The sequence below is a fragment of the Glaciihabitans tibetensis genome (assembly GCF_003003265.1).
GTDB classification, from domain to species: domain Bacteria; phylum Actinomycetota; class Actinomycetes; order Actinomycetales; family Microbacteriaceae; genus Glaciihabitans; species Glaciihabitans tibetensis.
Genome location: NZ_PVTL01000011.1, coordinates 45,699 through 59,782, shown reverse-complemented (window position 1 = coordinate 59,782; position 14,084 = coordinate 45,699). Strand labels below are relative to the sequence as shown.

The following is a 14,084-nucleotide window of genomic DNA, read 5'->3' as shown; positions in this document are numbered from 1 at the left end:
TGATCCGCGACGGACTGACCCGCCACGGACTGACCTGCCATCGACTGACCCGTCGCGGACCGACGCGCGCTAGGCGATTCTGCTGCCCGTGGGGAGCTTGCCCGCCGGGGTGCGCGTGCGCGCCCAGGCACCGACCAGGGCGCCAGCCCCGAGCAGCGTCTGGATCGCGAGACCCACAAACCAGCCGGGAACCGTGGAGTCGATGGTCTCCTGCGCGGTGGGCCCCTGATCCATGTAGCCGCCAACGCCCTCCGTGCACTCGTCGTATTCGACCGTCAGGTCCGGCGTCACCTGTGCCGTGCGCACCCCGTACTTTATGTATCCGAAGAGATCCTGCGGGTTGCCGGCTTGGTCATAGCTGGTCGGTACGGCGTCCGCGAGCACGACGTAGGGGTTTGCGACGAGGATGCCCCAGAGGTAGTCGAAGCGCGGGGTTTCGTAGGTGGAGGTTGTTGCCGGAGAGCAGCCGAGCGGCTCGCCCGAATCTGAGTAGGTCATGCCATAGGAGCTCGTGGAGACAACGGTGCTCTGGACGGCGAACCCTCCCAGACTGAACGCGATCAGCGTGCCGACGCTCAGGGTCGCGACGGCGAGATAGGTCGCCACGATGGAAATCAGCGGGCGCGTGATGATTCCCGAGAGCCCGACCCCGATGGCCGCGACGATGCCGAGCTCGATCGCGAGCACAACGATAGACACGACGATCGAGGTGACGCTCAGGCCCCCGACCAGCCACGCGTAGATCAGAAACGGCACCGACGCTGCGAGAAAGGCGAGGGCGGTGATCCAGGCGGCCAAAAACTTGCCCACCACGATCTGGCCCGTGGTCACAAGGGTGACCTGCGTCGTGGCGAGGGTGCCCGCGTCCCGGTCACCGTTGATGGCATTGCCGCTCAACGCCGGAGCCACCAGCGTGCCGAGCAGCAGCACGAAGTAGATGATGGCGGAGTAGATGTTGCCGCCGGCGTCACCGGAACCCATGACGCCGAACCCGGTCAGCGCGATACTGAGCAGGATCGTGACAATGGCGACGAGGACAACGAAAATGCCGAGCAGCACGTACCAGGCAGTGCCGCGCACCCGCTGGCGCAGCTCCAGGGACAGGATGACTTGGGTTCCCGAGAGGAAGGCGTTCACGAGTTTCCCTTGCTGAGGTCGAGGAAGGTGTGTTCGAGGTCGCCGACGGCGGGAGCAAAGGTGCTGATGGGAACGCCCGCTGTCACGAGCTCGGCCAGCAGGGCTGCTGCGGCGCCTTCGCCGGTGAGCGGCACGAGCAGCTCACCGCGGTCGGCCACGATCGTCTCGGGGCCGATTCTGGCGGCGCCGAGAGCGGCGAGGAGCGCGGCCGGTGCGGAGGACCGGATCCGCCACGTGCGCAGGGTCGTCTTGGTCTGGGCGATGCTCTCCGCCGAGGCGCTCACGCCGCGGTCGAGATACACCGCGGTGTCGGCCATCTCGTCGAGCTCCGCCAGCACGTGGCTGGAGACCAGCACCGTTTTTCCCTCCGCCGCGACCCGCCGGACGAGCTGGCGCAGTTCCACCCTCGCGACCGGGTCGAGCCCGGATGCCGGCTCGTCGAGCAGAAGCACGGCCGGGTTGTGCACGAGAGCCCGGCCGAGACTCAGTCGCTGTTTTTGCCCGCGGGAGAGAACGCGGGTGGGCTGGTCGGCCAGCTCCGCCAGTCCGACGGTGCTGAGCAGGTCGGCCGCGCGGGCCGCGGCGGCGGCCCGGTCCATCCGGTATAGCCGGCCGGTCATCTCGAGGGTCGCCCGCACGGTGAGAGCGTTCCAGGAGCCGAGCACGTCGGGCATCCAGCCGAGCGCCGCCCGCACGGCGGCGGGATCGGCCAACGGGTCGTGCCCGCCGATGCGGATCGTGCCGCCGTCCGGCCGCAGCAGCGACGCCAGCATCAGCATGAGCGTGGTTTTGCCGGAGCCGTTGGGGCCGATGAGCGCGGTCACCTTTCCGGGAACTGCGACGAGGGAGGCATCCCGGACGGCATGTACCTGCCCGAATGACCGGGAAACGTGCTCCACCACGATTCCGTCGGCGAGGCTCTGCGAACTGTTCATGGGGCCAACCTACCGACACGGGGCTCCCACGCGCGTCAATCCCGAGGATGATTCGACTGGCCGGGTGCGAGAGAATCGACACATGGCTTCTCCCGTCAACCCTCCGCGCGGCATGCGCGACTTCCTCCCCGCTGACAAAGCACGACGCGAACGTGTGCTCGGCGTCATCCGCTCGACCTACCGTGCCCACGGCTTCGACGAGATCGAAACGCCGGTCATGGAGGACAGCGCCCGCCTGCACGCCGGCCTCGGTGGCGACAACGAGAAGCTCGCCTTCGGTGTGCTCAAGCGCGGACTCACCGCCGAGAACTTTGCGGCCGCCCGGGATGCCCTCGACCTGGCCGACCTCGGGCTGCGCTTCGACCTCACGGTTCCCCTCGCGCGGTTCTACGCCAGCCACCGTTCCGAGCTCCCCGCGGTGTTCCGGTCGATCCAGATCGCGCCCGTGTGGCGCGCCGAACGGCCCCAGAAGGGTCGCTATCGCCAGTTTGTGCAGTGCGACATCGACATTATTGGCGAGGCCGGTGTGCTGGCCGAGGTTGAGCTGCTCATCGCGACGTCCGCTGCCCTGGACGCCCTCGGACTCGGGGGATGCACCATCCGCATCAACGACCGCCGGCTACTGATCGGAATGCTGAACGCCTTCGGCTTCCCGGCCGAGGAACACGACCAGGTGCTCATCACGATCGACAAGCTCGACAAGGTGGGGGAGTCGGGGGTGGTGAGCGAGCTGCGCGAGCGCGGCGCGAGTTCCTCGGCGGTCGATGCGCTCGAGGGGTACTTCGCTCGTCCGAGCCTCGGCAATGACCTTCCGTTCGGAATCGAAGCGATCAGCAGGGCCCTGCCCGACGGAGTCGACGCCTCGGTCATCGCCGAACTCGCCGGTCTCGGTGCCGCCGTCGACGCAGCCCGGGCGGGTGGCTCCTTGGGAGCTGGCGCCTCGGGAGATGGCGCCTCGTCGCCGGCGCCGCTGATCGAGTTCGACCCGTTCCTCGTGCGCGGAATGGGGTACTACACCGGCCCCATCTTCGAAGTCGCCCACCCCTCGCTTGGCTACTCGCTCGGGGGAGGCGGTCGGTATGACGGCATGATCGGGCGATTCCTCGGTACCGACGTGCCGGCGACCGGATTCTCCCTCGGCTTCGAACGCCTGGTCGACCTCGTCGAGTTGCCAGAAGACGCGAGCACCGCCTCCATCGCTCTTGTGCACGACGCGGATGTCTCGCCCGCCACGCTCGCCGTGCTGAAGAGCCAGCTGATCAACGAGGGCACGCGGGTGCGGTTGGTGCGCCGGGTCAAGAACGTCAAGCTGCTGTTCGATGCGCTCGCCGCGGAAGGTTTCACGCACTTCGCGTTTGTGTCGGCGAGCACGGTCGACGCTGCCAGCCTGGAGCGGCGTCCGCTGGGAGCGTAGGCGTCCGCTGGGAGCGTCCGCGTCCGCTGGGAGCGTAATGTGCACTTTCTGCAAAATTTTGGTTGACACCTGACAACTAAGGCTTATAGTTGACATAGATCAACCGATCGAGACCCTCACCGCTGAGCGTGGGGGTTTCGGCATTTAAGGGGTAACTACATTGTCTTCCAGGCACACCGTGTCTTCCATTGACACCGCGCCGTCCGCGGCGCCTATGACGCACCGCCAGGTGCTCGAGGCCTTGTCCGGCCTCCTCATGGGATTGTTTGTCGCAGTGCTTGCGTCGACCGTTGTGTCGACGTCGCTGCCACGCATCATCTCCGACCTGAAGGGTGACCAGACCGCCTACACCTGGGTCGTCACCTCCACCCTGCTCGCCACCACCGTGTCCACACCGATCTGGGGCAAGCTCGCTGACCTGTTCAACCGCAAGATGCTGGTGCAGATCTCGCTGGTCGTTTTTGTGCTCGGCTCCGCACTGGCCGGCCTGTCCCAGGACACCGGCACGCTCATCGTCTTCCGCGTGCTGCAGGGACTCGGCGCGGGCGGGCTCATCTCACTCGTGCAGGTGCTGATCTCCGACATCATCTCCCCGCGCGAGCGTGGTCGCTACGTCGGACTGCTCGGCGCCGTCATCGCGGTGGGCACTGCGGGAGGACCGCTCCTCGGGGGAGTGCTCACCGACTCGATCGGCTGGCGCTGGAACTTCTACGTCTCCGTTCCGTTCGCCATCGTCGCGCTCATTCTGATCCAGCGCACCCTCAAGCTCCCGCCGCGGCCGCGCCGCGCCGTCTCCATCGACTACTTCGGCGCCATTCTCATCACCGCGGGAGTCTCGCTCCTCCTCATCTGGGTCTCGCTCGCGGGCAACCAGTTCGAGTGGGGATCCGCCACCTCCTGGGTGATGGCCGTCGGCTCCGGTGTGCTGCTCATCGCGGCCGTCATCGTCGAGCTGCGGGTGAAGGAGCCCATCCTCCCGATGGAGCTCTTCCGTAACCGCAGCTTCTCGCTCGTCGTCTTTGCGAGCCTCACCGTGGGTGTGGCACTCTTCGCGGCATCCGTCTTCCTCAGCCAGTACTGGCAGCTCAGCCGTGGTGCGACCCCGACCCAGTCGGGACTGCTCAGCCTTCCCCAGGTTGTCGGTTCGCTCGTGGCATCCACCACCATCGGCGTCCTCATCAGCCGCACCGGAAAGTGGAAGCGCTGGATGGTGCTGGGCGCCAGCATCCTGACGGTGGCGCTGGCACTCATGTCGACCCTGCGGTTCGACACGGACATCGTGCTCGTCTCGATTTACATCGGCCTCATGGGTCTCGGCCTCGGCATGGTGATGCAGAACCTTGTGCTCGTGGTGCAGAACTCGGTGGATGTGCGGCAGATTGGCGCGGCCAGCTCGGCCGTCGCGTTCTTCCGCAGCCTCGGCGGAACGCTCGGCGTGTCCGTGCTCGGTGCCGTGCTCGCGTCGCGGGTCTCCACGATCGTCGGCGACGGCATCTCCAGCGTTTCCGCTCCCGCCGACGAGCTGGCCACCCTCGCCAGCGGCACCATCCCGAACGTCGAGTCGCTGTCTACCCCGGTGCGGATCCTCGTCGAGTCGGCGTATGGGCAGGGCATCGGGGAGATATTCCTGATTGCCACCCCGCTCGCCTTCATCAGCCTGCTGTGCATCATCTTCCTGCCCAAGGCGGAGCTCGGAACCAAGACCGGAATCGAGCAGCTCGCAGAAACGCAGGAGAGCAACGACCTGGTGGACGTGACCGGGGGAGACATGAACTCCCTTCCCCAGACCGGCGCGATCACCCTTCCCGGCGACGATTCCCGCTCCACTGTGTCCGAGGCGGAGCGCTCTGCAGCCGGTCATACCCGGAGCTAGGGTGGATGTCGTGTCCGACAGCCTCCCCCCACGCAGCCACTCCGATGCCCGCTACAGCCACCTCGTCGAGGTTGAGCAGGCGGTGAGCCTGCTGCACCAGCTCTCGCGGGCCAAACTTCGGGTGCTCGTGGAGCGCTTCGACGCCGACCTGCAGCCCGCGGGATTCGCGGTGCTGCGCTGTGTGGTGGCGAACAGCCCGATCCGCTCCGGCGATATCGCCAGCGCCCTCGGCATCGACAAGAGTGCGGTGAGCCGGCAGCTCACCATCCTGCGAGACGCCGGCCTGATCGACGCGACCCCCGACCCCGCCGACGGCCGGGCCACGCTGGTGGTGGCCACGGACGCTGCCCTGGTCGCGCTCAAGCTCTTCCGCGAAGACGTACGGGCGGAGTATGAGCGCATCCTGGACAGCTGGGAAACCGAGGAGATCGTCGCCTTCGGCGCCCTGCTGCAGAAGTTCAACACCTCGTTGTCCTGACCGCCGGGTCTTGCGCCTCTAGTGAGCCGCAATGTCCTCGGGCGGAACGGTCGCGGGAGCAAAGCGGCACCGCCCGGACGCCTCGCCACGGGGAAGTGTTCACCCGCGGCGAGTAAGATTCAAGTCGAACATCCCCACATCCACGCGAGGATGTTCCCATTTACGTAAGTACTACTAAGGAGACTCACCGTGGCTTTGATTGAGACAGTAATCGCTCGCGAAATCCTGGACTCCCGGGGCAACCCCACGGTCGAGGTCGAGGTGTTGCTCGACGACGGCACCGTCTCCCGCGCCGATGTTCCCTCCGGCGCATCTACCGGCGCCTTCGAGGCATACGAGCTGCGCGATGGAGACAAGTCGCGCTACCTCGGCAAGGGTGTCCTCAAGGCCGTTGACGCAGTCATCGACGACCTCGGCCCCGCCATCGAAGGCATGGAAGCCACCGACCAGCGCCTCATCGACGCTGCCCTGATCGCCGCAGACGGCACCGAGAACAAGAAGAACCTCGGCGCCAACGCCATCCTCGGCGTCTCGCTCGCCGTCGCCAAGGCCGCCGCCGACTCCGCTGGCCTGCCGCTGTTCCGCTACCTTGGCGGCCCGAACGCTCACGTTCTGCCCGTACCGATGCTCAACGTCATCAACGGTGGATCGCACGCCGACAGCAACGTCGACATCCAGGAATTCATGATCCTCCCGATCGGTGCCGAGTCCTTCAGTGAGGGCCTGCGCTGGGGCGTCGAGACCTACCACGCCCTCAAGGGCCTGCTGCACGACAAGGGACTGAGCACCGGCCTCGGCGACGAGGGTGGATTCGCTCCGAACCTTGACAGCAACCGCGCCGCGCTTGACCTGCTTATGGAGGCCATCACCAAGGCCGGCTACACCCCGGGAACCGACATCGCGCTCGGCCTCGACGTCGCATCCTCCGAGTTCTTCGAGAACGGCCTGTACACCTTCGAAGGTAAGCAGATCACCGCTGCCGAGATGAGCGCCTACTACGTCGACCTCGTCGCCTCCTACCCCCTCGTCACGATCGAGGACCCGCTGGACGAGGACGACTGGGAGGGATGGGCCACCCTGACCGAGGCCATCGGCGACAAGGTTCAGCTCGTCGGAGACGACCTGTTCGTCACCAACCCGAAGCGTCTGGCCAAGGGCCTCGAGCTCGGCACCGCCAACTCGATCCTCGTCAAGGTCAACCAGATCGGTACCCTGACCGAGACGCTCGACGCCGTGTCGCTCGCGCAGCGTGCCGGCTACACCGCTGTGATGTCGCACCGCTCGGGTGAGACCGAAGACACCACCATCGCCGACCTCGCTGTCGCGCTGAACACCGGCCAGATCAAGACCGGAGCGCCCGCCCGCAGCGAGCGTGTCGCGAAGTACAACCAGCTCCTTCGTATCGAGGAAGAACTGGCCGAAGCAGCCGTTTACGCCGGCCGCAGCGCCTTCCCGCGCTTCAAGGGCTAATCAGCACCCCAGCAAGACTGGCTTACTATAAACGCATGGCACCACGGCAGAAGACCACTCGAGTACCGGTTTCTCTGCCCGAAATGGAGAGTGCCCCGGAACGCTGGCTGCGCAACATCCGGCTTTCCGGGTTCACCCTCACCATGCTGGGCTTGGTAATCCTCGCGGTAGTTGTGCTCGCTCCCTCACTGAAGCTCCTGGTCGAACAACAACAGGAGATGGCCGCTCTCGAAGTGGAAGTGGGGGAGCAGCGCGACTCCGTCGACAACCTGGAGGACGAGGTCGCTCGCTGGAGCGACCCGGCCTACATCGAGGCGGAAGCGCGCGACCGCCTGCTCTACGTCTACCCGGGCGAATACAGCTACCTCGTGATCGATGGCGCGACGACGGCGACGACAGCCGACGGTGCCCCCATCAGCGACAGCATCCAGACCACCCAGGTCGACTGGATCAACTCAATAATGGGTTCGGTTCTCACGGCGGGTCTGTCCACAGATGTCGCCGACGATATCGTTCCGCCCGTTATCGAGGATCCCCAATGACCACCCCACCCTTTGACGCCCCGAGCGCGCTTGACATCGCGACGGTGTCCGCCCAGCTCGGCCGCCCCGCCCGCAACGTGATCGGCATCGCGGCCCGCTGCGCCTGCGGCGCCCCCACCGTGGTCTCCACCAGCCCCCGCCTGGCCGACGGCACACCGTTCCCCACGCTGTACTACCTGTGCCACCCCGCGGCCACCGCCGCGGTTTCGACCCTCGAAGCCAACGGTGTGATGACGGAACTTGCTGCGCTTCTCGAGGGGGATGTCGCAAACGACTACCTCTCCGCGCACCAGGCCTACCTCGCCGACCGCACCAGCATCGCCGAAGTTCCCGAGATCGACGGCATCTCCGCCGGGGGGATGCCCACTCGCGTCAAGTGCCTGCACGCCCTCGTTGGCCACGCCCTCGCCGCAGGCCCCGGCGTGAACCCCATCGGGGACCGCGCGCTCGAGCTCGCCGCGTGGAGCCCCGCCGTATGCCAGTGCCTCGACTACACCGCGAACGACACCCGCGCCGCGAACGACACCCGCCCCGCGAACGACACCCGCACCTCGAACGACACCGCGGCCCTCGACTCTCCGGTCGGCGGAGCAGCGAAGTGAAGCGACGCGCTGGTGCGGCGATCGCCGTGCTTGCGGTCGTGGCATCCGTTTTCACATCGGCCGCGCCCGCCAGTGCGGACTACATTCGCGACGGCGAGTACTGGCTGAACGACTACGGCATCACCGAGGCGTGGAACACCACCCGCGGTGCCGGCGTCACGATCGCGGTCATCGACACGGGTATTGACAGCAGCCACCCCGACCTCGCGGGCGCCGTGACGGGCGGAGCCGACTTCTCCGGTCTCGGCGCGAGCGACGGCCAGTCGCCGGTGGGCAGTAGCAGCGAAAGCAACCACGGCACCATGGTTGCCTCCCTGGCGGCAGGGCGCGGCAACGCTCCCGGCGCCGGCGTGATCGGTGTCGCACCGGAAGCAAACCTGCTCTCCATCTCGATCGGGTTCGGGGAGAACGCGACCGATTCCGACGACCAGGTCGCCGAGGCCGTCACCTGGGCCGTCGACAACGGCGCAGACATCATCAATATGTCGCTGACCAGAAACACGCTGAGTTGGCCTGCCAGTTGGGATGCCGCGTTCCTCTACGCGTCGGAGCACGACGTGGTCGTCGTTGCCGCCGCGGGAAACCGGGGGAGCGGCACCACGTCGGTGGGCGCCCCGGCGACCATGCCGGGCGTTCTGACCGTCGCCGGCGTCGACCAGGACGGCGAGGCGAGCCTCGATGCGTCCGCGCAGGGAATCACCATCGGAGTATCCGCGCCGAGCGAGCAGCTACTCGGGGCGATCCCGGGCGGCTCGGTGATGCGCTGGAGTGGCACGAGCGGCGCCACCCCGATCGTCGCGGGCATCGTCGCACTGGTTATGGCGGCGCACCCCGAGCTCGATGCCTCGAACGTGATCAATCGGGTGGTCTCGACGGCGAGACCCGCGGGTGCGCAGGGCTCTGACCCGATTTACGGATTTGGATTGGTGGATGCCGCCGCCGCCGTCACCGCGGACGTTGCCGGAGTCACCGCAAACCCCATGGGGGACCTCGCGGAGTGGATTCGGTTGAACCGTCGAGCCGTCGCGACAGCAGAACCGACCGTTCCGCCGGTGGAAACCACCTCGCCCGAGGCTCCCTCCCTCGAGCTCGCCGGACCGCAGAATCCGCTGGGAACGCTGTATCCCACGGTCACTGAACTGCGCATGGTGGGTCTCCCGCTGGCAATAGTCGGTATTTTTGGCACCCTTTTTGGTGTCTTTGTGCTCTTGGCATCGCGGCAGTTCAGGGCCGTTCGAAGAAGAGAGTAAGTTGGTCACTGCAAACCACCACTAGGAGACGTCAAACGTGCCCAAAATTCTTATCGTCGGCGGCGGCTATGCCGGTTTCTACACAGCACTCAAGCTGGAGAAGTGGCTCCGCCACGGCGAGGCTGAGGTTACCGTAGTCGACCCGCTGCCGTACATGACCTACCAGCCCTTCCTTCCCGAGGTGGCCGCCGGATCGATCGAGCCGCGCCACGCGGTAGTCGCCCTCCGCAAGCACCTGAAGAAGACTCGCGTCGTGACCGCCAAGGTCACCAACATCTCCCACGCGACGAAGACAGCGACCATCACGCCCGCCGTTGGTGAGCCGTGGGAGGAGACCTACGACCAGATCGTCGTCACCGCGGGCTCCGTCTCGCGCACGTTCCCGATCCCGGGAGTTGCCGATGAGGCGATTGGTCTCAAGAGCATCGAAGAGGCCATCGACATCCGCGACCGCGTTCTCGCCAACTTCGAGAAGGCGTCCAACCTCCCGGCCGGTCCCGAGCGCGACCGTCTGCTGACCGTTGTTGTGGTCGGCGGTGGATTCGCCGGTATCGAGACGTTCGGTGAACTTCGCAGCCTCGCCAGCTCGCTGCTGAAGTCGTACCCGTCGATCTCGATGGACGACACCCACTTCCACCTCATCGAGGCAATGGGCCGCATCATGCCCGAGGTCTCGTTGCCCACCAGCCACTGGGTTCTCAAGAACCTCGCCCAGCGGGGCGCCGAGGTCCACCTCGACACGCAGCTCAAGTCTGCCGTCGGCGGAGTCATCGAGCTGTCCACCGGTGAGAGCTTCGAGAGCGACCTCATCATCTGGACCGCGGGCGTTATGGCCAACCCCGTGCTGCGCGACACCGACCTCCCCACGGAGGAGCGCGGCCGTCTGCGCGTGCAGCCCGACTTGCGTGTCATCAACGATGACGGAATCGTCGCGGACGCCTGGGGTGCCGGCGACGTCAGCGCCGTGCCCGACCTCACCGGAAAGGGTGTCGGCGGCTTCTGCGTGCCGAACGCCCAGCACGCCGTCCGCCAGGGCAAGGTCATGGCGAAGAACATCGTCGCGGTCATGCGCGGCGAATCGCCCGCGGAATACCGCCACGACAACCTCGGCGCCGTTGCAGGCCTCGGGCTCGGCTACGGCGCGTTCCAGTCCGGCAAGATCGCAATCACTGGTCTGCCGGCCTGGGCTATGCACCGCGGTTACCACGGTCTCGCCATCCCGATGTGGGAGCGCAAGATCCGCGTCTTCGGCAACTGGGCATTCAACCTGGTGCTCGGTCGCGACAACGTGGGCATCTCCGCCCGCGAGACCCCCCGCGCATACTTCGAGGCGTTCGCGTCGCGTCCGCGTGCGGCCGCGGCTCCCGCGCCCGAGGCGTCGTCCACCCTGCCTACACCGGACAAGGCGCCCGACGCCCCGGTGTACGCCAACCCGGCCCAGTAGGCTCGCTCCAGTACGACAGCACCACCTGCTCCATCGCACCACCCACCGGCGGATTCGGTGCGGCGCCCCGGCGTCGCACCGAACACCGCTCGCCCCGGTAGCCCAATCGGTAGAGGCAGACGACTTAAAATCGTCCGAGTCAGGGTTCGAGTCCCTGCCGGGGCACCTCGTTTCACTCCGAACAAACCGGATTGCACAGACGCACAGCCAGCGCAGGCGTGGTCCGCTGGGCGATACCCGAAGGCGATGGTGTTCACGCGACCGCATCGCGGGTTCGAGATGCGTGCGCTCCGTGTGCGATGGGCTCCATGAGTGCGAGTAAGAAGGTGCGCAATCCTCGCCAAACTTCGAATCCGTATATCTTGGGAACATGAGTTCCCATAAAACAAGTTTGGCTCAGGCGCTGGGTGCCGTTCTGGGCGCTATCGGAGCCAGCGTCCTTGCCGGTGCATTGGTAGCCGCCATGATCACGCCATCGATCGCGGTCGCTGGAGCTGCAGTGAGCGGGACAGTCAGTGTTTTCGATTCGCTGCCGGATGACCTTGCAATAGACAGGCAAGCGCAACGGAATCGGATCTTTGCCGTTGGGGACGGTCAGCCTGTTCAGATCGCGACAGTCTTTTCGCAGAACCGCGAAGAAGTCTCCTGGGAACAAGTATCTGATTTCGCGAAAGACGCGGCGGTGAGCGGCGAAGATCGACGCTTCTACGAGCACGGCGGGATCGACCTGACCGGAATCGCTCGCGCAGCCGTGAAGAATCTCGCGAGCGGTGACGTCGGTGAAGGTGCATCCACGATCACGCAGCAGTATGTCAAGAACACATTCGTTCAGTCGGCCCTCGACCTGCCCACCGAAGCTGAACAGGACGCTGCCTACGAAGCGGCGATCGAGCCTTCCTTCGATCGCAAGCTCAAGGAGATCAAGCTCGCTCTCTCGCTGGAGAAGCAGTACACCAAACAGGAAATCCTGCTGGCCTACCTGAACATCGCTAACTTCGGCGGCAACACCTACGGCATCCAAGCTGCCGCCTCCCGGTACTACAACACGTCGGCGCTAAACCTCACTGCCGCGCAAGCGGCAAGCTTGATCGCCATCGTGCAGTCACCCTCCGCACTCGCGCTCGACAACCCGTCGAACTATCCCGCGAACACGATTCGTCGCGACGTGATCCTCGACTGGATGCTGAGCGACGGCAAACTTACCGCCGCGCAACACGCCGAAGCCATCGCCACGGTCGAAGACGCGACGACCATAACTCTCACCGAACCGTCCAATGGCTGCGAAGTGGCGCACGATCACGCCCGCTACTTCTGTGACTACATCACCCAACTCATCAAGGATTTGCCAGCCCTGGGGGCCGACGCTGCTGAGCGCGAAGCCAACTGGAGACACGGTGGATACGACATTCACACCACGCTGGACCTGGGACTGCAGACCGCCGCGCAGGACGCTGTCTGGGCGAATGCCCCCGACAACGCCACAACACTGAACCTCGGCTCCGCAGCGGTATCCGTCGAAGTGGGGACCGGGCGGATCCTCACTATGTCGCAAAACAAGAAGTACGGCACCGCCGACGGCGACATCACCAGAACTGCTGTGAACTTCAGCACCGACCGCGCGTACGGCGGATCTAGCGGATTCCAACCCGGCTCAACCTACAAGGTCTTCACTCTGCTGAACTGGCTGCAGAACGATCACGGGATCAACGAGGTTGTGGACGGTTCATCCCGCACCGTGCCCCAGCGCTCATTCGTGGACACATGTGGGGGCCCATGGGTGGGGCCTTATCCGTTTAGAAACGACGAAGGCACCAGTGGGCAAATGACCGTCGCGAAAGCGACACAAAAATCCGTCAACGGCGCGTTCATCTCGATGGCGATGAAGCTCGACCTCTGCCAGATCCGGGACACCGCCGCATCGATCGGCGTGCATCGTGCCGATGGTGCTGAGTTGGAGACGAACCCGTCATCGGTGCTCGGCACCAACACGATCGCGCCGCTCACGATGGCGACCGCGTATGCCGCAATCGCCTCCGGTGGAACCTATTGCAAGTCGATCGCGATCGACCGCGTGGTCGGACCCGATGGCGCTGAACTCGGCGGCCAATCGGCTGACTGCGCCAAAGCGCTGGAATCCGACGTCGCAAACACCGCAGCATTCGCCATGTCGAAGGTGATGCTCGGCGACGGCACCGCCGATCGCGCCAACCCGGACGACGGCGTTGAGTACATCGGCAAGACCGGAACAACGGACAGTTCTAACCAGACCTGGGTAGTCGGCGCCAGCACAAAGGTGGCTACGGCTGTGTGGGTGGGGAACATTTCCGGCCATTACCCAATGCGGTCGTACACCTCACCGAAACGCATCAAAGGCGGACTCATCCGCCACGACATCTTCCGAACGATCGCGATCGCCGTCGACAATCACCCCGCGCTGCGAGGATCAGGTTTCCCTGACCCGTCGGACGATCTGCTGGTCGGATCCGGCGTTGCGGTGCCGAACGTCTCCGGCCAGACCATCGAGGCAGCGACCGCCGTTCTGGAAGCGAATGGTTTCACGGTCACCGTCGGCAGTGCCATCGCATCCACAAACGCGGTCGGATCCGTCGTGAGTACCCGACCCGCGACAGGAGCGATCGCGTCCCGCGGCACCGCTGTCACCCTGCTCCCCTCGGACGGCTCGCTGGGCGTGATGCCAGATGTGATCGGGAGCGGCGACGTCGCAGCAGGCGCTGCGCTGGCGGACTTGAAGTCACGCGGCTTCACGAATCTGAACGCCGACGCCTGTGCGGTGCTTCCCGCTGAAAGAGCGAGCAGCGCCGGAAATGTCGTCGATCAATCTCCCGCTGCAGGTTCGCCGGCCAAACTCGTTGACCCGATCGTGCTGACAATCGGGAATACGGCGTGCTGAACGGGCGAGTAGCCAACGGGAACCTAGG

At 65.6% G+C, this 14,084-nt stretch carries 11 protein-coding genes and 1 tRNA gene; 10 read left to right on the top strand and 2 right to left on the bottom strand.

What is annotated here, in order from left to right:
- Positions 1–69: 69 nt before the first annotated feature.
- Positions 70–1,137, bottom strand: a complete 1,068-nt coding sequence (locus B0I08_RS16510; protein WP_181243457.1) for an ABC transporter permease — start codon at positions 1,135–1,137, stop codon at positions 70–72.
- On the bottom strand, positions 1,134–2,072 hold the full coding sequence (locus tag B0I08_RS16505; protein ID WP_106214862.1) for an ABC transporter ATP-binding protein: 939 nt from the start codon (positions 2,070–2,072) through the stop codon (positions 1,134–1,136). The genes B0I08_RS16510 and B0I08_RS16505 overlap by 4 nt, the downstream gene beginning before the upstream one ends.
- Before the next feature lie 82 nt (positions 2,073–2,154).
- Here B0I08_RS16505 and B0I08_RS16500 point away from each other — a divergent pair, with 82 nt between their 5' ends.
- From B0I08_RS16500 to B0I08_RS16455, 10 genes are all read left to right on the top strand, one after another.
- A complete protein-coding gene (locus B0I08_RS16500; RefSeq protein WP_106214860.1) occupies positions 2,155–3,486 on the top strand; it encodes a histidine--tRNA ligase in 1,332 nt (443 codons plus the stop codon).
- A 214-nt stretch (positions 3,487–3,700) separates the two neighbouring features.
- A complete protein-coding gene (locus B0I08_RS16495) occupies positions 3,701–5,359 on the top strand; it encodes an MDR family MFS transporter (protein WP_106214859.1) in 1,659 nt (552 codons plus the stop codon).
- A 10-nt stretch (positions 5,360–5,369) separates the two neighbouring features.
- Positions 5,370–5,837 carry a MarR family winged helix-turn-helix transcriptional regulator gene (locus B0I08_RS16490; RefSeq protein WP_181243456.1) on the top strand — a complete coding sequence of 156 codons (468 nt, stop codon included), beginning with the start codon at positions 5,370–5,372 and terminating at the stop codon, positions 5,835–5,837.
- A 189-nt stretch (positions 5,838–6,026) separates the two neighbouring features.
- On the top strand, positions 6,027–7,307 hold the full coding sequence (gene eno / locus B0I08_RS16485; RefSeq protein WP_106214854.1) for a phosphopyruvate hydratase: 1,281 nt from the start codon (positions 6,027–6,029) through the stop codon (positions 7,305–7,307).
- Between the two features lie 35 nt (positions 7,308–7,342).
- Complete coding sequence (locus tag B0I08_RS16480; protein ID WP_106214852.1) at positions 7,343–7,849, top strand: FtsB family cell division protein; 507 nt, start codon at positions 7,343–7,345, stop codon at positions 7,847–7,849.
- Entirely contained in the window at positions 7,846–8,451 is a 606-nt protein-coding gene (locus B0I08_RS16475) for a DUF501 domain-containing protein (protein WP_106214850.1), read from the top strand. The genes B0I08_RS16480 and B0I08_RS16475 overlap by 4 nt, the downstream gene beginning before the upstream one ends.
- Positions 8,448–9,701: a S8 family peptidase gene (locus tag B0I08_RS16470; protein WP_181243462.1), complete on the top strand. Its 1,254-nt coding sequence runs from the start codon at positions 8,448–8,450 to the stop codon at positions 9,699–9,701. The genes B0I08_RS16475 and B0I08_RS16470 overlap by 4 nt, the downstream gene beginning before the upstream one ends.
- 37 nt (positions 9,702–9,738) lie before the next feature.
- Positions 9,739–11,145 carry an NAD(P)/FAD-dependent oxidoreductase gene (locus tag B0I08_RS16465; protein ID WP_106214846.1) on the top strand — a complete coding sequence of 469 codons (1,407 nt, stop codon included), beginning with the start codon at positions 9,739–9,741 and terminating at the stop codon, positions 11,143–11,145.
- Between the two features lie 91 nt (positions 11,146–11,236).
- Positions 11,237–11,310 (top strand) — tRNA-Leu (locus B0I08_RS16460).
- A gap of 205 nt (positions 11,311–11,515) precedes the next feature.
- A complete protein-coding gene (locus B0I08_RS16455) occupies positions 11,516–14,056 on the top strand; it encodes a transglycosylase domain-containing protein (RefSeq protein ID WP_106214844.1) in 2,541 nt (846 codons plus the stop codon).
- Positions 14,057–14,084 lie beyond the last annotated feature (28 nt).